Source organism: Streptomyces sp. JLBT605 (genome assembly GCF_058215555.1).
Genome location: NZ_CM177087.1, coordinates 1,246,717 through 1,268,280 on the forward strand (window position 1 = coordinate 1,246,717; position 21,564 = coordinate 1,268,280).

Sequence of the window (21,564 nt, forward strand, 5' to 3'; positions counted from 1 at the left end):
CGCGGCGGCCGGACGGGAACCGGCCCGGCACCTGACGCGGCGGGGAACGGGATCAGACCGGGCCCGAGAAGTGCTCGCGGACCAGGGTCTCGACGAGGTCGAGATCCTGCGCGGCCAGCGCCTGGAGCAGCGCCGTGTGCTCGGCGGCGTCCGCCACCAGGTCGGCGGTGCGCACCACCTGGCCGGGAACGAGCGGCCACTGCGCCCGCCGGTGCAGGTCGTCGGCGATGACGACCAGCTGCTCGTTGCCCGCGAGGCTGAGCAGCGCCTGGTGGAACGCGCGATCCGCCTCCAGGTACGCGACCCGGTCGCCCTTGGCGGCGGCGACCGCCGTGGCCTCGGCGAAGGGGTGCAGGGCCGCCCAGCGCTCGGGCGCGAGGGTCTCGGCCAGCGAGAGCACCACCGGCACCTCCAGCAGGGCGCGGACCTCGGCCAGCTCGGCCAGCTCGCGGGCGCTGCGCCGGGCGACCCGGAATCCGCGGTTCGGGACGACCTCCACGGCGCCCTCGCCGGCCAGCTGCTGCATGGCCTCCCGTACGGGTGTGGCGGACACCCCGAAGCGCTCGGCGAGCGCGGGGGCCGAGTACACCTCGCCGGGGGCGAGGTCGCCGCCGGCCAGGGCCCCGCGCAGGGCGTCCAGGATCTGGCGGCGCACCGAGTGCCGCTGCAACGGCACGCGGGGCGGCGCCGCCGTCTCGGCGCTGGGCTGCTCCACTCGGGTCCTCCTGAGATACGTCCCTGGAACGATATGCGGCCTCCGCGCCAGGTCAAACCGAGTCATCACGGATCAGGCACGACTTAGGCAAGCCTGACCACCCGCGTCGGGGCGCCCGTCGCGCTCGCGCCGTACCCGCCGCCGAGCGCCGTTCCGCAAGCTGATCGCTTCGATTCCACCGGAACGGATTCCGTGAATAGAATGCAAGTCGCTTGCAGCAAGCGAGCGTTCGAACCGTTTCGCACCTATCCGCGTGTCCCCACCGTCCGTTGGCGTCTTCTTGCCCGGAAACCCCTTGAGGCAAGGCCCGACTCCGCCAAGATGTCGCGCGAGTAGGCCGTACCACGGCCAGAACACCATTCGAAGCGAGGCAAGGGGCCGCATGAGACTGACCGACATATCGCTGGACTGGGCCGTGCCCGTGGCCGTGGCGCTCGTCGGAGTCGTGACGGCCGGGACGGTGCTCACTCGCGGCCGGAACGGCAAGGGCAAGGACAAGGCGGCCTCGGATTCCTGGGAGCGCAGCGAGGAGCGCCGCCGGCGCAAGGAAGCCGTCTACGGCATCGCCTCCTACCTGCTGCTGTTCTGCTGCGCCGCGGTGGCCGCCGCGCTCTCCTTCCACGGCCTGGTCGGCTTCGGCCGGCAGAACCTCAGCCTCTCCGGCGGCTGGGAGTACCTGGTCCCGTTCGGGCTCGACGGCGCCGCGATGTTCTGCTCGGTGCTGGCGGTCCGCGAGGCCAGCCACGGCGACGCGGCGCTGGGCTCCCGGCTCCTGGTGTGGCTGTTCGCCGGCGCCGCCGCCTGGTTCAACTGGGTGCACGCCCCGCGCGGCATGGGCCACGCCGGCGCCCCGCAGTTCTTCTCGGGCATGTCGCTCTCGGCGGCCATCCTCTTCGACCGGGCCCTGAAGCAGACCCGCCGCGCGGCGCTGCGCGAGCAGGGGCTGGTGCCGCGGCCGCTGCCGCAGATCCGGATGGTGCGGTGGCTGCGCGCCCCGCGGGAGACCTTCGCCGCCTGGTCGCTGATGCTGCTGGAGGGCGTGCGGACGCTGGACGAGGCCGTGGAGGAGGTCCGGGAGGACCGTCGCCAGAAGGAGCAGCTCCGGGACCGCCGGCGGGACCAGGAGAAGCTGGACCGTGCGCGGATCAGGGCCTACAACCGGCAGCACCGGGTGTGGGGCCGCCGCGGTGGCCGACAGGTCGATGTCGCGGCACTCCCCGCGCAGCCGGCGCAGCTCGGCTCGGACCCTGCTATAGCGGATTCCGGACAGCTGCCCTCACGCTCCTCCCTTCCCGCGCTCCAGTCCTCGGACACCCCCGGGACTGACACCGACTCCGGCCTGCTCGGTCCTTTCGGCAAGGACCGGCCGCGCACCGTCGACCTCACCGCCGAGGACGACACCCTGACCATTCCGCGCCTGGACTCCCTGGAGGAGAAACTCGCGCAGATCGAGCGGCAGTTCGGCTGAGCCGCTCAGCCGGCGGCCGTGCCGTCCAGCTCGAACCACACCGCCTTGCCGACGCCGTGTGCGGTGACGCCCCAGGCGTCGGCAAGCGCGCCCACCAGCAGCAGTCCGCGCCCCGAGGTGCCTTCCTCACCGCATGCGGGCGAGGGGCGGGCGGCCGGCGGCCGGGACGTGAAGTCCCGCACCTCGACGTGTAATCGGCCGCGCACCCGCGCGGCGGGAGAGTCGCCCAGAGTGGCGGTGACCACCGCGTCGCCGTCGGTGTGCACCAGGGCGTTCGTCACCAGCTCGCTGATCAGCAGCACCGCGGCGTCGGCACGGCCCGGCGCGCCCCAGTGGCGCAGCAGGTCGCGCAGCTCCCGGCGGACCTCCGCCACCCCGCTCAACTCCGTGTGCCGCAGTCGGATTCTCAGTCCCTGCCCCCACTCCCCCTCGATCACCGGCGCCTCGTCCGGCCATCTGATGTCCATGCCGCCTCGCTGTGCAGACCGACGCTTCATTCCTCCCCCGCCCCGATGTCCACCGCTGGTCCGGCATCACACGCCTTCGAACGCGCGCTCAGGGGATGCATGCCCGTGCGCCCGCGCCCACACACGCCGGATGTGATCGTGCCCGTGCCGGCGTGAGGCGGCTCTCAAGGCCGGGCGGTCCCGACGGCGGGCAGCTCTCGGCGGCGGGCAGCTCCGAGGGAGTCGCGGGCAGCTGTGCAGGGCGGTGCGGCTGGGACACGCCGCGGAGGGACCGCTCGGGCACGCCGCGGAGGGCTCGCTCACGCCTCCCAGACGGCGGCCGCCGTACGGTCGTCGGCGTACCCCTTCACCCGCACCTGGGTCTCCGCGAGGAATCCGGCAAGGCCCGGGGGCTCCGCTCCGGCCCACCGGCGGGCCAGCCGCTCGGCCAGCGCGGGCTCGCCGCGCAGCGGGTCGGCCAGGCCCGGGGTGCACAGCAGCAGGGTGTCGCCCGGCCGTGCGGCACAGGCCCGGAACCGGTACCCGGCCGCGGGCCCCTCGGCGCGCTCCTGGTCCGCGGCCTCCTCGGCCGCCGGTTCCAGGTCCTGCCAGGCGCCGTCCCGCAGCCGGAACAGCCCGCCGTCCCCGGCGCCGAAGTACACCCGCGTCCGGCAGGCCGGATCGGCGGGCAGCAGCAGACAGCGCGGCACGGCGGTGTAGGCGGCCGGGTCGAGTCCGAGTTCGCCGGCGCGGGCCCGCAGCCGGCCCAGTCCGCGGTCGGTGAGCCGGTGCAGGCCCGAGCTGAGCGCGGTCTGCCGCCCGGCCCGGATGTCCTCGGCGAGACGGGCGTGGCTGCGGCCGACCGCCCCGCCGATCCACTCGCACATCTCCCGCGCCGCTCGGTGCGCTCCCTCGGCGGCCCGCGGTCCGCTCGCCATGGCGGCCAGGACGAGGGCGGACCGGCCCGATCCGAAGCGGGCGATGAGCAGGGCGTCCCGCCGGGGTTCGCCGCGGTACCGCGCCGAGTCGCCGCGTAACGAGGCGGCCCGCAGGGTCAGCGGCCCGATGTGGGCGCCGTCCAGCACGGTGTCCGGCACCAGATCGGCCAGGTCGGCGGGGTCGGCGGGCGGCAGTGTGGTGGGTTCGGGGTCATAGGTGGGCGGCCGGTCGCCGACGAACTCCGCCTGGGCGGGGACCTCGTCCCGGTCCGGCGAGCCGGTCGGCGGCGAGTCGGGTCGCGGCGGGCCGGGCGGCGGCCAGGCCAGGGTGCTCAGCGCCGAGTCGACGCGGTCGTCCAGGGTGTCGCCCGCCCGGGCCGGGCCCGCGTCGCCGGAGCCCGCCTCGTACAACTCGCGCCACCAGTCGTCCTCGTGTACCCGCCCCGCCCCCTGCCGGCTCATGCCCACATTCTCCACGCCGCCGCGTGCCGGGACAGCGGGTTCGCAAACAGCACGTGCGGACTGGTACGACCGGAAGGGCGCTGCGGATCCGCACGTGAGGAAAGGCACCCTGCTGCATGCCCCCCGACCGGTGCGAGGATGAGGCGCCACATGCGGGGAGGAGTATCGGGTGCTTGATGCCATTGGTCTGGACGACTCTCAGGAGTCGGCCTATCGGGCGCTGGTGGCGCTCGGCTCCGCCGAGGTCGGCGATCTCGCTGAGCGGCTGACCCTCTCCGAGGAGGAGGCCGTGCGGACCCTGCGCCGGCTGGAGCAGCAGGGACTGGCGGCACGGTCGCCGGGGCGACCGGGGCACTGGGTGGCGGCTCCGCCGGGCGTGGCGCTGGGTGCGCTGCTCAGCCGCCGCCGGCATGAGCTGGCGCGGGCCGCGCAGGCGGCGGAGCTGCTGGACAAGGAGTACCGCTCGGAGGGTCCCGACACACCCGGCGCGCTGGAGGTGGTGGCGGGGGCCGGGCCGGTGGCGCGGCGCTTCGCCCAGCTGCGCTGGGGGGCCGCCGAGGAGGTGTGCGCGCTGGTCGCCGGCCGTGCGCCGGAGCCGTGGCCCGCGGCGTCCGGCGGGGTGATGCACCGGGTCGTCATCGAACGCGACGCGCTGACCGGCCCGGCCGGTCCCGGCGACTGGGGGCCGGAGCTGGGCCGCGGCCTGCGCGTGGCCGAGCGGGTGCCGTCGGACCTGGTGATCGCCGACCGTACGCTCGCGATCGTGCCGCTGACCGGACGGGCCGCCGAACCGGCCGCCCTGGTGGTGCACGCCGGCGGCCTGCTGGACGCGCTGCTGGCGCTGTTCGAGGGGGTGTGGGCGGAGGCGATGCCGCTGCGCCTGGGCGGGGGCGCGCCACACGAGGAGCACTGCCCGGACGAGGGCGCGGAACTCTGCCCGGAAGGCCCGCACGAGCCGGACGGCACCGATCTGGAGATCCTCTCGCTGCTGTTGGCCGGTCTCACGGACGCCAGTACGGCCCGGCAGCTGGACCTGGGGCTGCGCACGGTGCAGCGGCGGGTGAAGCGGCTGATGGAGCTGGCCGGCGTGACGACCCGGCTCCAGCTGGGCTGGCACGCCTACGAGCGCGGCTGGGTGTCCCGGGCGGACGCGCCCCGCTGACCGTGGCCGGCCCGGGTCCCGTCAGCGGGCTGTCCGGGGCCGGGTGGCAGCCGCGCCGGGGCCGGTCCGCCAGGCGCTCCTTCCGGCGTTCCGGCAGGCTGGGGCCATGGGGACGTGGCAGCTGGTGCTGTGCGGTCTGGTCATGCTGCTCGGGCTGATCGGCGTGGTCGTGCCGGGCCTTCCCGGGCCGCCCATCGTCTGGGCGGGCGTCCTGTGGTGGTCGATGGCCGAGAAGACCGCACTGGCCTGGGCGGTGCTGGCCGGGGCGACCGGTGTGCTGCTGCTCAACCAGGCCCTCAAGTTGCTGCTGCCCGCCCGCCGGATGCGCGGAGCGGGCATCACCCGGCGCACCTTTCTGGTGGCGGGGACGGCCGGGATCGTCGGCTTCTTCGCCGTGCCGGTGCTGGGCGCACCGCTCGGCTTCGTGGCCGGGATCTACGGCGTCGAGCGGCGGCGGCTGGGCCGGCACGGTGAGGCATGGGCGTCGACCCGGCTGGTGATGCGGGCCATCGGCACCAGTGTGCTGATCGAGCTGTGCGCGTGTCTGCTGGTGGCCGGGGCCTGGGTGGGTGCGGTGGTGGCGCCGGAGTGACCGGCTCCGCCGCCTGCCTCCGCGTCAGCCGCCCTGCCCGGAGCCCCCGGATCCCCCGGAGCCCGTGTCTCCGTCGGGCCCGGCGTCCCGGTAGGCCTCCAGCAGCCGCAGCCAGACCTCGCTGATCGTCGGGAAGGCGGGTACGGCGTGCCAGAGGCGCTCCAGCGGCACCTCTCCCGCGACCGCGACGGAGGCGGAGTGCAGGAGTTCCCCGACGCCCGGTCCCACGAAGGTCGCCCCGAGCAGTCGGCCGCGGTCCTCGTCGACCACCAACCGGGCCTGCCCCCGGTAGCCCTCGGCGTAGAGCGCGCTGCCCGCCAGCTTGGCCAGGTCGTGGTCGACGATGCGGATCCGGTGCCCCTGGTCGCGGGCCTGGGCGGCGGTCAGCCCGACCGAGGCGGCTTCGGGGTCGGTGAAGACCACCTGCGGCAGGGCCGCGTGGTCGGCGGTCGCCGCGTGCGCGCCCCACCGTCCGGCGTCCAGCGGTGCCCCGCGCGCCCGGGCCGCGATCGCCGCGCCGGCGATCCGGGCCTGGTACTTGCCCTGGTGGGTCATGAGCGCGCGGTGGTTGACGTCCCCCGCCGCGTACAGCCAGCCGTCGGCCACGCCCTGGACCCGGCAGCTGTCGTCCACCTCGAGCCAGCCGCCCGGGTCCAGTCCCACCGTCTCCAGGCCGAGGTCGTCGGTGCGCGGGGCCCGCCCGGTGGCGAAGAGCACCTCGTCGGCCTCCAGCTCCTCGCCGCCGTCCCCGGCCTCGCCCTCGATGCTGAGGGTGACCGGGCCGCCGGCCCCGGCGCGCCGGATGCCGGTCACCGTGGTGTGGGTGCGCAGGTCCGCCCCGGCCTCGGTCAGCGCCTGGGCGACGAGCTCTCCGGCGAACGGCTCCATGCGGGCCAGCAGGCCGGGGCCGCGGACCAGCAGGGTGACCGCCGAGCCGAGAGCCTGCCAGGCGGTGGCCATCTCGGCGGCGACCACGCCGCCGCCGACCACCGCGAGCCGCCCGGGGACCGTCCGTGAGCTGGTCGCCTGCCGGCTGGTCCAGGGGTGTGCCTCGTCCAGTCCCGGCAGCGGGGGCAGTGCCGCGCGGCTGCCGGTGCACAGGACGACGGCGTGCCGGGCGGTGAGCCGCCGCGTCCCGCCGTCCGGGGTCGCGACCGTGACCCGGCGGGGCCCGTCGAGCCTGCCCTGGCCGCGGACCAGGTCGATCCCTGACGAGTCGAGCCAGCTGACCTGGGCGTCGTCCTGCCAGTGCGAGGCGTTGGCGTCGCGGTGGGCGAGCACCGCGGGGACCTCCAGCGGACCGCCCACCCGCTGCCGCAGTCCGGGGACTCTGCGCGCGTCGGCGCGGGCGATCACCGGCCGCAGCAGCGCCTTGCTGGGCATGCAGGCCCAGTACGAGCATTCGCCGCCGACCAGTTCGTTCTCCACGATGACGGTGGACAGGCCGGCGGCACGGGTGCGGTCGGCGAGGTTCTCGCCGACCGGGCCCGCGCCCAGCACGATGACGTCGTAGACCTCGGCCTTCTGGTCGTCGCCCGTGCCCTGCGTGGTGTCGTCCGGGTCCGCGCTCATGGGCGTCATCCTCCCGTGGCTCGCCCGGCGCGGCCACACGACCGCGCGTATCGCGCCACCCCGGGCGCGGGCGCGGCCAGGGGTGGCGCGCCCGCAGGAAGGCCCGGGAGCATACGCGGAACGCGCGGGGCCGCTAGCGGCCGGAGCGGCCCTTGCGTTCCAGCATGTGGCGGCCGAGTGCCTGCCGCTGCTTCCACTCGCGCCGCATCTCGGCCCGCAGCCGGGCGTCGGTGCGGGCGGCCAGCCGCTGGTTCTCGCGCAGCAGCTTGCGGTAGCTCTCCAGCCGGCGGTGTGGCAGTGAGCCGTCGTCGACGGCGGCGAGGACCGCGCAGCCCGGCTCGCCTTCGTGGGCGCAGTCGTGGAAGCGGCACTCGGCGGCGAGCGTCTCAATCTCCGAGAACGCCTGTGAGACGCCGCTCTCGGCGTCCCACAGCCCGACCCCGCGCAGCCCCGGGGTGTCGATGAGCACGCCGCCCCAGGGCATCAGCAGGAGGTTGCGGGTGGTGGTGGTGTGCCGCCCCTTGCCGTCGACGTCCCGGGCCGCCTGGACGGTCTGGGCCTCCTCGCCGAGGAGGACGTTGGCCAGCGTCGACTTGCCCGCGCCGGACTGGCCGAGCAGCACCGAGGTGCCCGAGGCCAGCACGGCGGCGAGCACGTCGATCCCCTCACCGGTCGCCGCGCTCACCGGCAGCACCTGGACGCCGGGCGCCGCCGTCTCGGTGTCGGCGACCAGATGGGCCAGGGTGTCCGGGTCGGGCACCAGGTCGGCCTTGGTGAGGACGACCAGCGGCTGGGCCCCGCTCTCCCAGGCGAGCGCGAGGAACCGCTCGATGCGGCCGAGGTCGAGCTCGACGGCGAGCGACACCGCGATCACGGCGTGGTCGACGTTGGCGGCGAGGATCTGGCCCTCGGAGCGCTTGGAGGAGGTGGAGCGGACGAACGCGGTGCGGCGCGGCAGCAGGGCGCGCACATAGCCCTGGCCGAGATCGACGGCGGCCCAGTCGCCGGTGCACATGATGGCCAGCGGGTCACCGGTGGTGACCAGGGCGGTGTCGGCCGACACGGTGCGTACGCCGTCGCCGTCAGGGACGACGACATCGCAGCGGCCGCGGTCGACCCGCACGATACGGGCGGGGGTGAGGCCCTGCGCCGCGTACGGGGTGAAGGACTCCGCGATCCCGTCGTCCCAGCCGTAGGCGAGGAGAGGGCGCGCGGAAGTGGATCCGGAGAAGCCGGAGACGTCAGACAAGACGGGAGACCCTTTCGAGGGTGGTCCCGGGACGCACGCCAGGCATCGTCAGCGGAGCCGGTGCCGATGCGTCGATATGTCGATGACGGCATCGGTCCGGCGTCAGGCGTGGTGGATCAGCCGGGGACCTGGGAGGTGAGGAGAACAGGCTGGTGGTCGTGGGCAGCGCCCACCGCAACGACAGTCATCACGGTCCTCACCTCTCACTTCGCTCGCGTCGGTCACGGACGGCGGCAGACCGGCCGCGTCCGGATGACGATCACCCTGCCGGGGGCCGCCAGGCCGCGTCAATCGAATTAACGGTCGCGGGGCGCGTCAGCGGTCGCGGGGCGCGTCAGCGGTCGCGGGGCGCGTCAGCGGTCGCGGGGCGAGGTGTGCCACTCGCGGAGCGGTTCGCGCTCCGGGTCCGGGTCCAGGCCCGGGTCGCGGCGGGCGTGCAGCCGGGAGCGGACGTCCTCGGGCGGCAGGAACTGTGCCCAGCGCTCGGGGAACTCCGAGGGCGGCGGAACGTCCGACCAGGCCGGGCCATGCGACTCGTCGTCCTCCTCGTCGCCGTCCTCGCCGAAGTCATCGAAGTCGTCCGGGCCGTCGAAGGCGGCCTCGGCGCTCGCGCCGGATCGGTCCGCGCCCCCGCGCCCCGCCCGCTCGGCCCGGGCGGCCAGCGCCTCGGCGCGGGCCTCGGCCGCCATCCGCGCCGCGTGCTCGGCCCGGGCGGCGGCGATGGCCACCGAGGGCCACACCCGGTCGATGGCGGCGTTGACGGCCGCGCCGACGAGCACCGCGAAGGCCGAGATGCCGATCCACAGCAGGACGGCGACGGGGGCGGCCAGGGAGCCGTAGATGGTGGGGCCCTCGATGGTGTGGGTGAGGTAGATGCGCAGCAGGAAGCTGCCCAGCACCCAGATGGTCAGGGCGAACAAGGCGCCCGGGATGTCCTCCCGCCAGGGCGACCGCACCGGCACCGAGACGTGGTAGAGCGTGGTGAGGAAGGCGATGGACAGCAGCATCACCACCGGCCAGTACAGGATCCGCACCAGATTGCCGCTCCACGGCACGATGTCGACCATGGTCTCCGGGCCGACCACCATCAGCGGCAGCGCCACCGCCCCGATGATCAGGGCGACGATGTAGAGCAGGAAGGCGAGCAGCCGGGTCTTGACGATGCCCCGGTGCCCCTCCAGCCCGTACATCACCGTGATGGTGTCGACGAAGACGTTGACCGCGCGGGAGCCGGACCACAGGGCGATGGCGAAGCCCAGCGAGATGACGTCCGGGCGGCCGCCCTCGATGACGTCGTTCAGCAGCGGCTCGGCGATCTCGTTGACGCCCTTCTCGGACAGCACGGTCCCGGAGGCGTCCAGGATGTTGTCGCGGATGGTGGCGACGGTGTTGGTGTCGGTCCAGGCGTCCACATAGCCGAGCAGGCCGATCAGGCCGAGCAGCAGCGGGGGCAGCGACAGCAGCGTGAAGAAGGCCGCCTCGGCGGCCAGCCCGGTGACCCGGTACTCCATGCAGGAGTTGCAGGTGTCCTTCAGCAGCAACCACGCCGTCCGGCGCTTGGACACATTGCGGGTCAGGGCGCGGGCCTTGCGGAGCCGGCCGGGTGGCTGTTCCGCCGGTTGCGCTGATTCATGTCCGGGCTGCACGTCATAACGGTAGCCGGGGCGCGGCGGCACTTTTCACGCCAACCAGCCGATATTCGCGACGGAGGGTGATGCCGCGCCGACTCGGCATCACCCTCCGGGCGCGCTGTCCACTGTCGGCCGGGGGCGTGCTGTGCCGCAAACGTTGCGTCGCGTTGCAACCGATCTCACCGATGGCCGGGCACACGTCGCCCGGACACCGGCACCATGTGACCGTGAACCCAAGATCGAGGGACCGGGTCATACCGGCCGGCCCGGACGCGCGGCCGGTGATCGCCGAGTCGTGGCTGCGGTCGCTGCGGAACGGAGTCGACCCCGACGCCGGGCGTCCGGCGCATCAGCCGCTCTCCGCGGATCAGCTCGCGGGCCGGCGGCTCGGCACGTCGCTGGGCGAACTGCTGCCCGGGCTGCGTGAGGGGCTGCGGGCGATCACCGAGGACGAGCGGCACGTCATGGTCGTCACCGACGCCCGTGGCTGGGTGCTGTGGCAGGACGGCAGCCGGGCGGTGCGGCGCAGGGCGGAGCGGCTGGACCTGTTCGAGGGTGCCTACTGGGGTGAGGAGACGGTCGGCACCAATGGGATCGGGACCGCGCTGGTGGCCCGCCGCCCGGTGCAGGTGCACGCCGAGGAGCACTATCTCCGGACGCTGCGCGGCCTGGTGTGCGCGGCGGCCCCGCTGCACGACCCGCGGGACGGCCGGCTGCTGGGTGTGGTGAACGTGACCGGTCCGGCGAACGGGGCGCATCCCGCCACCCTCGCCCTGGTGTCGGCCGTGGCACAGGTCGCCGAGGGCGAGCTGCGGGCCCGGCACTGGTCGTCCGTGGAGCGGCTGCGCGCGGTGGCGGCGCCGGTCCTGGCCAGGCTGGGGGGTGCGGCGCTGGCGGTGGACCGGGCCGGCTGGCCCGCGGCGGTGACCGGCATGGCGGCCCCGGACCGGGTGGCGCTGCCCAGGACGCCGCAGGCCGGGCCGGTGTGGCTGCCGTCCCTGGGCTGCTGCACCCTGGAGCCGCTGCCGGGCGGCTGGCTGGTGCGGGTGGGCCCTGGGGAGTCGGGCGTGGTGCCGGGCCGGGTGGTGCTCGATGTGAGCGGGGCGCGGTCCTGGAGTGTGACGGTCTCCGGGCCGGCCGGCAGCTGGTCGCAGGAGCTGAGCCCGCGCCACACCGAGCTGCTGCTGGTGCTCGCGCTGCACCGGGAGGGGCGCAGCGCGGCGCAGCTGGCGGACGATCTCTTCGGCGATCCGGGGCGTTCGGTCACGGTGCGGGCGGAGATGTCCCGGTTGCGGCGCACCTTGGGCGGGGTGCTGGCCCATCGGCCGTACCGCTTCGCGGACGGGGTGCTGGTGGAGGTGGTGCGGCCGTCGCGGTCCGGGGATCTGCTGCCGGTCTCGACGGCGCCCGCGGTGCTGGCGGCGCGCCACGCCTGAAAGCGGCCACGCGTGCGGGCCGCTCTCACGCGTGAGGTCGGCGCCGCCGGAGAGCAGCACCGCCTGAGAGCGGCCGCGCCTGGGGGCGGGCACGCCTGGGACCGGCCCCGGGTGAGCGTGCCTCGTCCGGGTGGGTGGCCGTGTCCGGTCGGCGGCGCACGGTGCGTGGTTTGCTGAGTGTCATGGACAGCGAAGAGACCTTGACCACCTGGTACCTGGAACAGACCGCCCCGGAGGATCTCCGTCCGGCGGTGGAGCCGCCCGCCTCGGCGCAGGTGCGGATCGTCCGGTCCGAGGTGCCCAGCCCCGAGTTCAGCCGGTTCCTGTACGCGACGGTGGGGGCGGACGTGCGCTGGCACGACCGGCTGGTCTGGTCGGAGGAGCAGTGGCGGGAACTGGTGCACCAGCCCGGGGTGGAGACCTGGGTGGCGTACGAGCGGGGCACCCCGGCCGGGTTCATCGAGCTGACGGCGCAGGACGACGGGGTGGTCGAGATCGCCTACTTCGGACTGCTGCCCGCCTTCCGCGGCCGCGGCATCGGCGGGCATCTGCTGGCCTTCGGAACAGCGCGCGCCTGGGACATCGCGGAGCGCCTGCCGGACCGGAAGCCGACCCGGCGGGTGTGGGTGCACACCTGCAGCCTGGATGGTCCGGCCGCGATGGCCAACTACGAGCGGCGGGGCTTCCGGTTGTACGACACCACGACCGAGCCGATGCCGGAGAACCTCAAGGAGCGGCCGGCGAGCTGAGGCCGCCGCGCGCGGCGGGACAGCATCCGGCGGACCCGGTGGCACGCGATCCGGTGGGGCGGCACCGGGTCCCGCCGTATGTGACCGGCGCCACACTATCTCGCTGCACGAGACGAAGTTGTCCACATCTTGGATGGCGGTGGACTCCCCCGAGACGGCCATGCCACGCTTCGGTCATGTCCCGAGCTGGAATTGACTTGGTGAGTCGGCGCCACGTCGACCTCGGCCGCATGTCCAGCGCCATCTGTCCGGCGGGCTGACGCTCCCCCACCGGGCCTTGGCCCTGGCAGCGCCGCTGTAACGATTCCGCCGTCCCCGCCGACGTGGACGAGCGAGCACCCTCTCACTCCCCCCTTTATCTCCCGACACCCGCCGCTGCGCCCTGCTCGGCCGCTTCCCGGACCCTGCTCCCGGAGGCGTCCCACTTCCGCAGGTCACGGGGGTGGAGACAGTCTGACCTGCCTCCCGAAGCGCTGCACCCCGAAGGACACACCGCCATGCCCGCCACCCCGGAACACCCCCAGCCGTCTACCGGGGGCGCCCCCACCACCACGGGCGCGCCCCGCCGCAAGACCGGGCGCCACCGCGGCGAAGGACAGTGGGCCGCGGGGCACTTCACCCCGCTCAACGCCAATGAGCAGTTCAAGAAGGACGACGACGGTCTCAATGTGCGGACACGCATTGAGACGGTCTACGCGCACCGCGGTTTCGACGCGATCGACGGCGCCGACCTGCGCGGACGCATGCGCTGGTGGGGCCTGTACACCCAGCGCAAGCCCGGCATCGACGGCGGCAAGACCGCGATCCTGGAGCCGGAGGAGCTGGACGACGAGTACTTCATGCTCCGGGTCCGGATCGACGGCGGCCGGCTGACGACCGAGCAGCTGCGGGTGATCGGCGAGATCTCCGAGGAGTTCGCGCGCGGCACCGCCGACATCACCGACCGGCAGAACATCCAGTACCACTGGATCCGGATCGAGGACGTGCCGGAGATCTGGCGGCGGCTGGAGGCCGTCGGACTCTCCACCACCGAGGCGTGCGGCGACACCCCGCGCGTCATCCTCGGCTCCCCGGTCGCCGGCATCGCCGAGGACGAGATCGTCGACGGCACGCCCGCCATCGACGAGATCCACCGCCGGATCGTGGGCAACCCGGCCTTCTCCAACCTGCCCCGCAAGTTCAAGTCCGCGGTGTCCGGCTCACCGCTGCTGGACGTGGCGCACGAGATCAACGACGTCTCGTTCGTCGGCGTCGTCCACCCCGAGCTGGGCCCGGGCTTCGACGTGTGGGTCGGCGGCGGACTGTCCACCAACCCCAGGATCGGTGTCCGGCTGGGCGCCTGGGTCCCGCTGGAGCAGGTGCCGGACGTCTACGAGGGCGTCATCTCCGTCTTCCGCGACTACGGCTACCGGCGGCTGCGCAACCGCGCCCGGCTGAAGTTCCTGGTCGCGGAGTGGGGCGCGGCGAAGTTCCGGCAGGTGCTGGAGGACGAGTACCTGAAGGGGAAGCTGGCCGACGGCCCCGCCCCCGCCCGGCCGGTCCAGCAGTGGCGGGACCACGTCGGGGTGCACCGGCAGCGGGACGGCCGCTTCTACGTCGGGTTCGCCCCCCGGGTGGGCCGGGTGGACGGCGCGACCCTCACCAAGATCGCCGAGCTGGCGGCGGACCACGGCTCCGGCCGGCTGCGCACCACCGCCGAGCAGAAGATGATCGTGCTCGATGTGGCCGAGGACCGGGTCGAGTCGCTGGTCGCCGGTCTGGAGGCACTGGATCTGCGGGTCAACCCCTCGCCGTTCCGGCGCGGCACCATGGCCTGCACCGGCATCGAGTTCTGCAAGCTGGCGATCGTCGAGACCAAGGCGCGCGGCTCCTCGCTCATCGACGAACTCGAGCGCAGGCTGCCCGACTTCGACGAGCCGATCACCATCAACATCAACGGCTGCCCCAACGCCTGTGCCCGTATCCAGGTCGCGGACATCGGTCTCAAGGGCCAGCTGGTGCTGGACGAGGACGGCAACCAGGTCGAGGGCTACCAGGTGCACCTGGGCGGCGCCCTGGGCCTGGAGGCCGGGTTCGGCCGCAAGGTGCGGGGCCTGAAGGTCACCGCCGCCGGACTGCCGGACTACGTCGAGCGTGTTCTCAGGCGCTTCCATGCCGAGCGCGCGGACGGCGAGCGCTTCGCCGCCTGGGCGGCCCGAGCCGACGAAGAGGCCCTCTCATGAGTGAGCGAGCCGCTCCCTTCTACTGCCCGTACTGCGGTGACGAGGACCTGCGCCCGAGCGAGCAGGGCCACGGTGCCTGGGAATGCGCGGGGTGCAACCGCGCCTTCCAGTTGAAGTTCCTCGGACTGCTGTCCCGTGGACTTCGGCGCAACGACGGTGGAGGCGACGCGATATGACCACGATGCGGACCGACGATCTCAAGGCGCTTGCCGAGCGGGCCGGGCGCGAGCTGGAGGACGCCCCCGCGCTGTCCATCCTGAAGTGGGCGGTCGACACCTTCGGCCCGCGGTTCTGCGTGACCTCCTCCATGGAGGACGCGGTCGTGACGCACCTGGCCTCCCGGGTCGCCCCCGGCGTGGACGTGATCTTCCTCGACACCGGCTACCACTTCCCCGAGACCATCGGCACCCGGGACGCGGTCGCCGCCGTGATGGACGTCAACGTCATCACGCTGACGCCGGCTCGCACCGTTGCCGAGCAGGACGCCGAGTTGGGGCCCCGGCTGCACGACCGCGACCCGGACCTGTGCTGCGCCCTGCGCAAGGTCCAGCCCCTTCAAACGGGTCTGGCCGGGTACGACGCCTGGGCGACCGGCCTGCGCCGGGACGAGTCCGCGACCCGCGCGGACACCCCGGTGGTCGGCTGGGACGACCGGCGGCGGAAGGTGAAGATCTCCCCCATCGCCCGCTGGACCCAGGACGACGTGGACGCTTACGTCGCCGAGCACGGCGTGCTCACCAACCCGCTGCTGATGGACGGTTACACCTCCGTCGGCTGCGCCCCCTGCACCCGCCGGGTGCTCCAGGGCGAGGACGCCCGCGCCGGCCGCTGGGCGGGGCGCAGCAAGACCGAGTGCGGGCTGCACACATGACGACGACCACAGCGACCATCGCGACCCAGGAGAACCACGTGACGAGCGGAGCCACCGTCTGGCTCACGGGTCTGCCGAGCGCCGGCAAGACCACCATCGCCTACGAGCTGGCCGGCCGGCTGCGCGAGGAGGGCCACCGCGTCGAGGTGCTCGACGGCGACGAGATCCGCGAGTTCATCTCCGCGGGCCTCGGCTTCAGCCGCGAGGACCGGCACACCAACGTGCGGCGCATCGGCTTCCTCGCCGAACTGCTCGCCCGCAACGGCGTCAAGGTGCTCGTCCCGGTGATCGCGCCGTACCAGGACAGCCGCGAGGCGGTGCGCGAGCGCCACCAGGAGAGCGGGGCGCCGTACCTGGAGGTGCATGTGGCGACTCCGGTCGAGGTGTGCTCGGTCCGCGATGTGAAGGGGCTGTACGCCAAGCAGGCCGCGGGCGAGCTGACCGGGCTGACCGGCGTCGACGACCCGTACGAGGCGCCCGAGACGCCCGACCTGCGCGTCGAGTCGCAGCACCAGACCGTGAGTGAGTCCGCGGCCGCGGTCCACGCGCTGCTCACCGAGAGGGGACTGGCATGATGACGACCGTCGCGGCGGTGCCGGAGGGCACCGACAACCCCTACGCGCTCTCGCACCTGGACGCCCTGGAGTCCGAGGCGGTGCACATCTTCCGCGAGGTGGCGGGCGAGTTCGAGCGGCCGGTGATCCTCTTCTCCGGCGGCAAGGACTCCATCGTCATGCTGCATCTGGCGCTGAAGGCCTTCACGCCCGCGCCGGTGCCCTTCTCGCTGCTGCACGTCGACACCGGGCACAACTTCCCCGAGGTCATCGACTACCGCGACCGCGCGGTGGCCGAGCACGGCCTGCGGCTGCATGTCGCGTCCGTGCAGGACTACATCGACCGGGGTGTGCTGCGCGAACGCCCCGACGGGACCCGTAACCCGCTGCAGACGCTGCCGCTGACCGAGAAGATCCAGTCCGAGAGGTTCGACGCGGTCTTCGGCGGCGGGCGCCGGGACGAGGAGAAGGCGCGGGCGAAGGAGCGGGTGTTCTCGCTGCGGGACGAGTTCTCGCAGTGGGACCCGCGCCGGCAGCGGCCCGAGCTGTGGAACCTGTACAACGGCCGGCACGCCCCCGGCGAGCACGTGCGGGTGTTCCCGCTGTCCAACTGGACCGAGCTGGACGTGTGGCAGTACATCGCCCGCGAGTCCATCGAGCTGCCGGAGATCTACTTCGCGCACGAGCGCGAGGTGTTCCGGCGCGGCGGCATGTGGCTGACCGCCGGCGAGTGGGGCGGGCCGAAGGACGGCGAGACGGTCGAGAAGCGGCTCATCCGCTACCGCACGGTCGGCGACATGTCCTGCACCGGTGCCGTCGACTCCGACGCGGTGACGCTGGATCAGGTCATCGCCGAGATCGCCGCGTCGCGTCTGACGGAGCGCGGCGCCACCCGCGCCGACGACAAGCTCTCCGAGGCCGCGATGGAAGACCGCAAGCGCGAGGGGTACTTCTAGCCATGACGACCACCACCGAGGAGCTCGTCGCCACCACCCTGCTGCGGTTCGCCACCGCGGGCTCGGTCGACGACGGCAAGTCCACCCTCGTCGGCCGGCTGCTGCACGACTCCAAGTCGGTGCTCGCCGACCAGCTGGAGGCCGTCGAGCACGCCTCCCGCAACCGCGGCCAGGACACCCCCGACCTGGCGCTGCTCACCGACGGCCTGCGCGCCGAGCGCGAGCAGGGCATCACCATCGACGTCGCCTACCGCTACTTCGCGACCCCGCGCCGCCGGTTCATCCTGGCCGACACCCCGGGCCACGTGCAGTACACCCGGAACATGGTCACCGGCGCCTCCACCGCCGAGCTCACCGTGATCCTGGTCGACGCCCGCAACGGTGTCGTCGAGCAGACCCGCCGGCACGCCGCCATCGCCGCCCTGCTGCGCGTCCCGCACGTCGTCCTCGCCGTGAACAAGATGGACCTGGTCGACTACCGGGAGTCGGTGTTCGCCGCGATCGCCGAGGAGTTCACCGCGTACGCGACCGAGCTGGGCGTCCCGGAGGTGACCGCGATCCCGATCTCGGCGCTCGCCGGGGACAACGTCGTGGAACCGTCCGCCACCATGGACTGGTACGGCGGCCCGACCGTCCTGGAGCACCTGGAGACGGTCCCGGTCAGCCACGACCTGAGCCACTGCCACGCGCGGCTGCCGGTGCAGTACGTGATCCGGCCGCAGACCGCCGAGCACCCGGACTACCGCGGCTACGCCGGCCAGATCGCCGCCGGTTCCTTCCGCGTCGGCGAGCGGGTCACGGTGCTGCCCTCCGGCCGCACCTCGAAGATCTCCGGCATCGACCTGCTGGGCAAGCCGGTCGACGTCGCCTGGACCACCCAGTCGGTGACCGTCCTGCTGGAGGACGACATCGACATCTCGCGCGGCGATCTGATCGTGCCCACCCAGGACGCCCCGGCGACCACGCAGGACATCGAGGCGACGGTCTGCCATGTCGCCGACGCCCCGCTCACCGTCGGCCACCGGGTACTGCTCAAGCACGGCACCCGCACGGTCAAGGCGGTCGTGAAGGACATCCCGTCCCGGCTGACGCTGGACGACCTGTCCCTCCATCCGCACCCGGGGCAGCTCGTCGCCAACGACATCGGCCGGGTGAAGATCCGTACCGCCGAGCCGCTGCCGGTCGACTCCTACGCCGACTCGCGGCGCACCGGCTCGTTCATCTTGATCGACCCGAACGACGGCACCACGCTCACCGCCGGTATGGTCGGCGAGTCGTTCGCCTCTCCGGAGCCGGTCAAGGAGCAGACCGAGGACGACGGGTGGGACTTCTGACATGAACTCCACCGACTACTACGCCACGTTCGCCAAGGAGGGCGGCCGGGTCGGCAGCGGAGCCCTCGGCAGCGGCCAGGGCGGAGTCGGGCGATGTGCGTGCTGAGGGCCCTGCCCCCAGCTCCCGCACCGCACCGATTCCGACCCACCCAGCCGCCGGGCGTCCCCTGACAGAAGCCCCGGCTCTTCCGAGAGGAACACCTCCCGTGTCTGCCGACCACTCCGCTCCCGCCCGGCTCTCCCGCCACCGGCGTCTCATCGCGGCCGCCGCCGCCCTCCCTGTGCTGATCGGCGCCCTCGGCGCCTGCGGCTACGGCTCCCAGAAGGACGACAAGGACTCCCGGCCCACGGTCAGCGGCAAGAAGGTCGACGGCCTCGACGAGGTGAAGATCGGCTACTTCGCCAACCTCACCCACGCCACCGCGCTGGTCGGCCTCCAGCCGGACGGCCTGATCCAGAAGGAGCTGGGCGGCACCGCGATCAAGCCGTACACCTTCAACGCGGGCCCCTCCGAGATCGAGGCGCTCAACGCCGGCTCCATCGACATCGGCTGGATCGGCCCGTCCCCGTCGATCAACGGCTACGTCAAGTCGCACGGCAAGAACCTGCGCATCATCTCCGGCTCGGCCTCCGGCGGCGTGAAGCTCGTCGTCAACCCGGAGAAGATCGAGACGCTGGACGACGTCAAGGGCAAGAAGATCGCCACTCCGCAGCTGGGCAACACCCAGGACGTGGCGTTCCTCAACTGGATCGCCGAGCGGGGCTGGGATGTCGACGCCCAGAGCGGCAAGGGCGATGTCTCGGTGGTCCGCACCGACAACAAGGTGACCCCGGACGCGTACAAGTCCGGCTCCATCGACGGTGCCTGGGTGCCGGAGCCGACCGCCTCCAAGCTGGTCGCCGAGGGCGGCAAGGTGCTGCTGGACGAGAGCACCCTGTGGCCGGAGAAGAAGTTCGTGATCACCAATGTGATCGTCAAGCAGTCCTTCCTGGAAGAGCACCCGGACGTCGTCGAGGCCGTGCTGCGCGGCTCGGTGAAGACCAATCAGTGGATCAAGGACAACCCGGCCGAGGCGAAGGCGGACGCCAACGCCGCGCTGGCGAGGGAGACCGGCAAGCCGCTGCCGGCCGAGGTGATCGATCCGGCGTGGAAGGGCATCGAGGTCACCGACGACCCGCTGGCCGCCACCTTGGAGACCGAGGCGGACCACGCGGTGAAGGCGGGCCTGCTGGAGGAGCCCGACCTGGGCGGCATCTACGATCTCAGGCTGCTGAACAAGGTCCTCAAGGCCGCGGGCAGGCCGACGGTTTCCGCGGCCGACCTCGGCCGGCAGTAGACCCTCCGACCGCCCACGCAATCATCAGGAGGTGACGGGATGTCCCCGGCACTGACCACCGAGAAGACCGAGGCGAAGGCCGCCGGCGAGAGCGCCGCGTCCTCCATACCGGCCGTGCGGATCGGCCATGTCCACAAGGCGTTCGGCCGGCCCGGTTCCGCCGCGCAGTCGGTGCTGGAGGACATCAATCTCGACGTCCGGCCGGGCGAGTTCGTCTGCCTCCTGGGAGCGTCCGGCTGCGGCAAGTCGACGCTGCTCAACCTGATCGCGGGGCTGGACCGGCCGACCGCCGGGGAGATCGAGGTCCCCGGCGGCCGCCCGGCCCTGATGTTCCAGGAGCACGCGCTCTTCCCGTGGCTGACGGCGGGCAAGAACGTCGAACTGGCGCTGCGGCTGCGCAAGGTGCCGCGCGCCGAGCGCCGCCCGGAGGCGGAGCGGCTGCTGGAGCTGGTCCGGCTGGGCGGCGCGTACGGCAAGCGGGTGCACGAGCTGTCCGGCGGTATGCGGCAGCGGGTGGCGCTCGCCCGGGCGCTCGCCCAGGCCTCGGACGTGCTGCTGATGGACGAGCCGTTCGCGGCGCTGGACGCCATCACCCGCGATGTGCTGCACGGTGAGCTCACCCGGATCTGGAGTGAGACGGGCGTGTCCATCGTGTTCGTCACGCACAACGTCCGCGAGGCGGTGCGGCTCGCCCAGCGGGTGGTGCTGCTGTCCTCCCGTCCCGGGCGGGTGGTCCGTGAGTGGGCGGTGGACATCCCGCAGCCGCGCCGGATCGAGGACGCGGCGGTCGCGGACCTGTCCATCGAGATCACCGAAGAACTGCGGGGGGAGATCCGCCGACATGGCCAGCACTGAGACCACCGGCTCGTCGTCGCGGGAGAGCGCGACCGAGACGGTCGACAAGATCACCGACAGGCCCCTCGACGCGGCGGGCGACGGGGAAGTGGACAAGCGCCTCGACAAGGGCGCGGACGGGGCCGGCGGAGGGGACCTGGCGGGCCTGGAGGCCGGTCTGGACGCCCTGGACGCGGTCCAGATCCGCCGCACACCGGTGACCGAGGTCCTGGTCCAGAAGGTGCTGCCGCCCATCGTGGCCGTCGCCCTGGTGCTGGGCGTGTGGAAGCTGCTGGTCCTCGCCGAGGTCACCGAGGACTACAAGCTGCCCGACCCCAAGCTGGTCTGGGAGGAGCTGCGCCTGCTGTGGCTGCGGGGCGAGTTGCTGGACATCATCTGGACCAGCGTCTCGCGCGGCCTGTTCGGCTTCCTGATCGCGCTGGCGATCGCGACTCCGCTGGGGCTGGTCGTCGCCCGGCTGAAGTTCCTCCGGGCCGCGATCGGGCCGATCCTGTCCGGCCTCCAGTCGCTGCCGTCGGTGGCCTGGGTGGCGCCCGCGGTGATCTGGCTCGGCCTCAACGACCGGATGATGTACGCGGTCATCCTGCTCGGCGCGGTGCCCTCCATCACCAACGGGCTGGTCTCCGGCATCGACCAGGTGCCGCCGCTGTTCCTGCGGGCGGGCCGCACCCTGGGGGCGCGCGGTCTGACCAGCGCCCGGCATGTGCTGCTGCCGGCCGCGCTCCCCGGCTACGTCGCGGGTCTGAAGCAGGGCTGGGCGTTCTCCTGGCGGTCGCTGATGGCCGCGGAGATCATCGCCAAGTCCCCGGACCTGGGTCTGGGGCTCGGCCAGTACCTGGAGAACCAGCGGAACAACTCCTCCATGGCGGGGGTGCTGCTCGGCATCATCCTCATCCTGTTCGTCGGCATCGCCATCGAACTGCTGGTGTTCGCCCCCATCGAGCGGCGGGTGCTGCGCAGCCGCGGCCTGCTGGCAGGCGCCCGCTGAGACCTGCCCCAGTCCCCCGCACGACCG

At 73.1% G+C, this 21,564-nt stretch carries 20 protein-coding genes; 14 read left to right on the forward strand and 6 right to left on the reverse strand.

All coding sequences use genetic code 11. The annotated features are described in order from the left end of the window. Nucleotides 1-52: 52 nt before the first annotated feature. The gene (locus AC4BDD_RS05775; RefSeq protein ID WP_490689879.1) at nucleotides 53-715 is read right to left on the reverse strand and encodes a GntR family transcriptional regulator; all 663 of its coding nucleotides are present in this window, start codon (nucleotides 713-715) and stop codon (nucleotides 53-55) included. Between the two features lie 382 nt (nucleotides 716-1,097). Here AC4BDD_RS05775 and AC4BDD_RS05780 point away from each other — a divergent pair, with 382 nt between their 5' ends. Further along, nucleotides 1,098-2,183, forward strand: coding sequence for a DUF2637 domain-containing protein (locus AC4BDD_RS05780; protein WP_490689880.1), 1,086 nt, complete (start codon nucleotides 1,098-1,100; stop codon nucleotides 2,181-2,183). Nucleotides 2,184-2,188: 5 nt separating this feature from the next. Here the strand turns inward: AC4BDD_RS05780 and AC4BDD_RS05785 are convergent, their stop codons facing one another. Continuing rightward, the gene (locus AC4BDD_RS05785) at nucleotides 2,189-2,650 is read right to left on the reverse strand and encodes an ATP-binding protein (protein ID WP_490689881.1); all 462 of its coding nucleotides are present in this window, start codon (nucleotides 2,648-2,650) and stop codon (nucleotides 2,189-2,191) included. 299 nt (nucleotides 2,651-2,949) lie between these two features. Next, nucleotides 2,950-4,029 carry a protein phosphatase 2C domain-containing protein gene (locus tag AC4BDD_RS05790; RefSeq protein WP_490689882.1) on the reverse strand — a complete coding sequence of 360 codons (1,080 nt, stop codon included), beginning with the start codon at nucleotides 4,027-4,029 and terminating at the stop codon, nucleotides 2,950-2,952. Between the two features lie 169 nt (nucleotides 4,030-4,198). Here AC4BDD_RS05790 and AC4BDD_RS05795 point away from each other — a divergent pair, with 169 nt between their 5' ends. Then, a complete protein-coding gene (locus tag AC4BDD_RS05795) occupies nucleotides 4,199-5,191 on the forward strand; it encodes a helix-turn-helix domain-containing protein (RefSeq protein ID WP_490689883.1) in 993 nt (330 codons plus the stop codon). A gap of 106 nt (nucleotides 5,192-5,297) precedes the next feature. Then, the gene (locus tag AC4BDD_RS05800; protein ID WP_490689884.1) at nucleotides 5,298-5,783 is read left to right on the forward strand and encodes a DUF456 domain-containing protein; all 486 of its coding nucleotides are present in this window, start codon (nucleotides 5,298-5,300) and stop codon (nucleotides 5,781-5,783) included. 24 nt (nucleotides 5,784-5,807) lie between these two features. Here AC4BDD_RS05800 and AC4BDD_RS05805 read toward each other — a convergent pair whose 3' ends face one another. The 3 genes from AC4BDD_RS05805 to AC4BDD_RS05815 all read right to left on the reverse strand — a co-directional run bounded on the left by AC4BDD_RS05805 (nucleotide 5,808) and on the right by AC4BDD_RS05815 (nucleotide 10,250). Beyond that, a complete protein-coding gene (locus AC4BDD_RS05805; RefSeq protein ID WP_490689885.1) occupies nucleotides 5,808-7,355 on the reverse strand; it encodes a dihydrolipoyl dehydrogenase family protein in 1,548 nt (515 codons plus the stop codon). 133 nt (nucleotides 7,356-7,488) lie between these two features. After that, entirely contained in the window at nucleotides 7,489-8,604 is a 1,116-nt protein-coding gene (gene rsgA / locus AC4BDD_RS05810) for a ribosome small subunit-dependent GTPase A (protein WP_490689886.1), read from the reverse strand. A 353-nt stretch (nucleotides 8,605-8,957) separates the two neighbouring features. Then, nucleotides 8,958-10,250: a YihY/virulence factor BrkB family protein gene (locus AC4BDD_RS05815; RefSeq protein WP_490689887.1), complete on the reverse strand. Its 1,293-nt coding sequence runs from the start codon at nucleotides 10,248-10,250 to the stop codon at nucleotides 8,958-8,960. 170 nt (nucleotides 10,251-10,420) lie between these two features. Between AC4BDD_RS05815 and AC4BDD_RS05820 the strand changes: the two genes are divergently transcribed. From AC4BDD_RS05820 to AC4BDD_RS05870, 11 genes are all read left to right on the forward strand, one after another. Further along, nucleotides 10,421-11,671: a helix-turn-helix domain-containing protein gene (locus tag AC4BDD_RS05820; RefSeq protein WP_490689888.1), complete on the forward strand. Its 1,251-nt coding sequence runs from the start codon at nucleotides 10,421-10,423 to the stop codon at nucleotides 11,669-11,671. 182 nt (nucleotides 11,672-11,853) lie between these two features. Beyond that, nucleotides 11,854-12,420 carry a GNAT family N-acetyltransferase gene (locus tag AC4BDD_RS05825; RefSeq protein ID WP_490689889.1) on the forward strand — a complete coding sequence of 189 codons (567 nt, stop codon included), beginning with the start codon at nucleotides 11,854-11,856 and terminating at the stop codon, nucleotides 12,418-12,420. Nucleotides 12,421-12,917: 497 nt separating this feature from the next. Beyond that, on the forward strand, nucleotides 12,918-14,642 hold the full coding sequence (locus tag AC4BDD_RS05830) for a nitrite/sulfite reductase (protein ID WP_490689890.1): 1,725 nt from the start codon (nucleotides 12,918-12,920) through the stop codon (nucleotides 14,640-14,642). Then, a complete protein-coding gene (locus AC4BDD_RS05835) occupies nucleotides 14,639-14,818 on the forward strand; it encodes a hypothetical protein (RefSeq protein ID WP_490689891.1) in 180 nt (59 codons plus the stop codon). The genes AC4BDD_RS05830 and AC4BDD_RS05835 overlap by 4 nt, the downstream gene beginning before the upstream one ends. After that, on the forward strand, nucleotides 14,815-15,513 hold the full coding sequence (locus AC4BDD_RS05840) for a phosphoadenylyl-sulfate reductase (RefSeq protein WP_490689892.1): 699 nt from the start codon (nucleotides 14,815-14,817) through the stop codon (nucleotides 15,511-15,513). Before AC4BDD_RS05835 ends, AC4BDD_RS05840 begins: the two co-directional genes overlap by 4 nt. Further along, complete coding sequence (gene cysC, locus AC4BDD_RS05845; protein ID WP_490689893.1) at nucleotides 15,510-16,088, forward strand: adenylyl-sulfate kinase; 579 nt, start codon at nucleotides 15,510-15,512, stop codon at nucleotides 16,086-16,088. The genes AC4BDD_RS05840 and cysC overlap by 4 nt, the downstream gene beginning before the upstream one ends. Beyond that, nucleotides 16,088-17,023: a sulfate adenylyltransferase subunit CysD gene (cysD, locus tag AC4BDD_RS05850; protein WP_490691683.1), complete on the forward strand. Its 936-nt coding sequence runs from the start codon at nucleotides 16,088-16,090 to the stop codon at nucleotides 17,021-17,023. The genes cysC and cysD overlap by 1 nt, the downstream gene beginning before the upstream one ends. Before the next feature lie 2 nt (nucleotides 17,024-17,025). After that, nucleotides 17,026-18,357 (forward strand): sulfate adenylyltransferase subunit 1, encoded by a 1,332-nt coding sequence (locus AC4BDD_RS05855; RefSeq protein WP_490689894.1) that lies wholly within the window; start codon nucleotides 17,026-17,028, stop codon nucleotides 18,355-18,357. 206 nt (nucleotides 18,358-18,563) lie between these two features. Then, a complete protein-coding gene (locus AC4BDD_RS05860; RefSeq protein WP_490689895.1) occupies nucleotides 18,564-19,694 on the forward strand; it encodes an ABC transporter substrate-binding protein in 1,131 nt (376 codons plus the stop codon). Between the two features lie 39 nt (nucleotides 19,695-19,733). Beyond that, entirely contained in the window at nucleotides 19,734-20,549 is an 816-nt protein-coding gene (locus AC4BDD_RS05865; RefSeq protein WP_490689896.1) for an ABC transporter ATP-binding protein, read from the forward strand. Further along, complete coding sequence (locus tag AC4BDD_RS05870; protein WP_490689897.1) at nucleotides 20,536-21,537, forward strand: ABC transporter permease; 1,002 nt, start codon at nucleotides 20,536-20,538, stop codon at nucleotides 21,535-21,537. Before AC4BDD_RS05865 ends, AC4BDD_RS05870 begins: the two co-directional genes overlap by 14 nt. Nucleotides 21,538-21,564: the final 27 nt, after the last annotated feature.

Excerpts from the sequence above, each read along its gene's own strand:
- AC4BDD_RS05870 (WP_490689897.1), top strand. The coding sequence starts at position 20,536 with ATGGCCAGCACTGAGACCACCGGCTCGTCGTCGCGGGAGAGCGCGACC.
- AC4BDD_RS05785 (WP_490689881.1), bottom strand. The coding sequence starts at position 2,650 with ATGGACATCAGATGGCCGGACGAGGCGCCGGTGATCGAGGGGGAGTGG.
- AC4BDD_RS05820 (WP_490689888.1), top strand. The coding sequence starts at position 10,421 with ATGGCCGGGCACACGTCGCCCGGACACCGGCACCATGTGACCGTGAAC.
- AC4BDD_RS05780 (WP_490689880.1), top strand. The coding sequence starts at position 1,098 with ATGAGACTGACCGACATATCGCTGGACTGGGCCGTGCCCGTGGCCGTG.
- AC4BDD_RS05800 (WP_490689884.1), top strand. The coding sequence starts at position 5,298 with ATGGGGACGTGGCAGCTGGTGCTGTGCGGTCTGGTCATGCTGCTCGGG.
- AC4BDD_RS05855 (WP_490689894.1), top strand. The coding sequence starts at position 17,026 with ATGACGACCACCACCGAGGAGCTCGTCGCCACCACCCTGCTGCGGTTC.
- AC4BDD_RS05835 (WP_490689891.1), top strand. The coding sequence starts at position 14,639 with ATGAGTGAGCGAGCCGCTCCCTTCTACTGCCCGTACTGCGGTGACGAG.
- AC4BDD_RS05805 (WP_490689885.1), bottom strand. The coding sequence starts at position 7,355 with ATGAGCGCGGACCCGGACGACACCACGCAGGGCACGGGCGACGACCAG.
- AC4BDD_RS05825 (WP_490689889.1), top strand. The coding sequence starts at position 11,854 with ATGGACAGCGAAGAGACCTTGACCACCTGGTACCTGGAACAGACCGCC.
- AC4BDD_RS05830 (WP_490689890.1), top strand. The coding sequence starts at position 12,918 with ATGCCCGCCACCCCGGAACACCCCCAGCCGTCTACCGGGGGCGCCCCC.
- AC4BDD_RS05865 (WP_490689896.1), top strand. The coding sequence starts at position 19,734 with ATGTCCCCGGCACTGACCACCGAGAAGACCGAGGCGAAGGCCGCCGGC.
- AC4BDD_RS05840 (WP_490689892.1), top strand. The coding sequence starts at position 14,815 with ATGACCACGATGCGGACCGACGATCTCAAGGCGCTTGCCGAGCGGGCC.
- AC4BDD_RS05790 (WP_490689882.1), bottom strand. The coding sequence starts at position 4,029 with ATGAGCCGGCAGGGGGCGGGGCGGGTACACGAGGACGACTGGTGGCGC.
- cysC (WP_490689893.1), top strand. The coding sequence starts at position 15,510 with ATGACGACGACCACAGCGACCATCGCGACCCAGGAGAACCACGTGACG.
- cysD (WP_490691683.1), top strand. The coding sequence starts at position 16,088 with ATGACGACCGTCGCGGCGGTGCCGGAGGGCACCGACAACCCCTACGCG.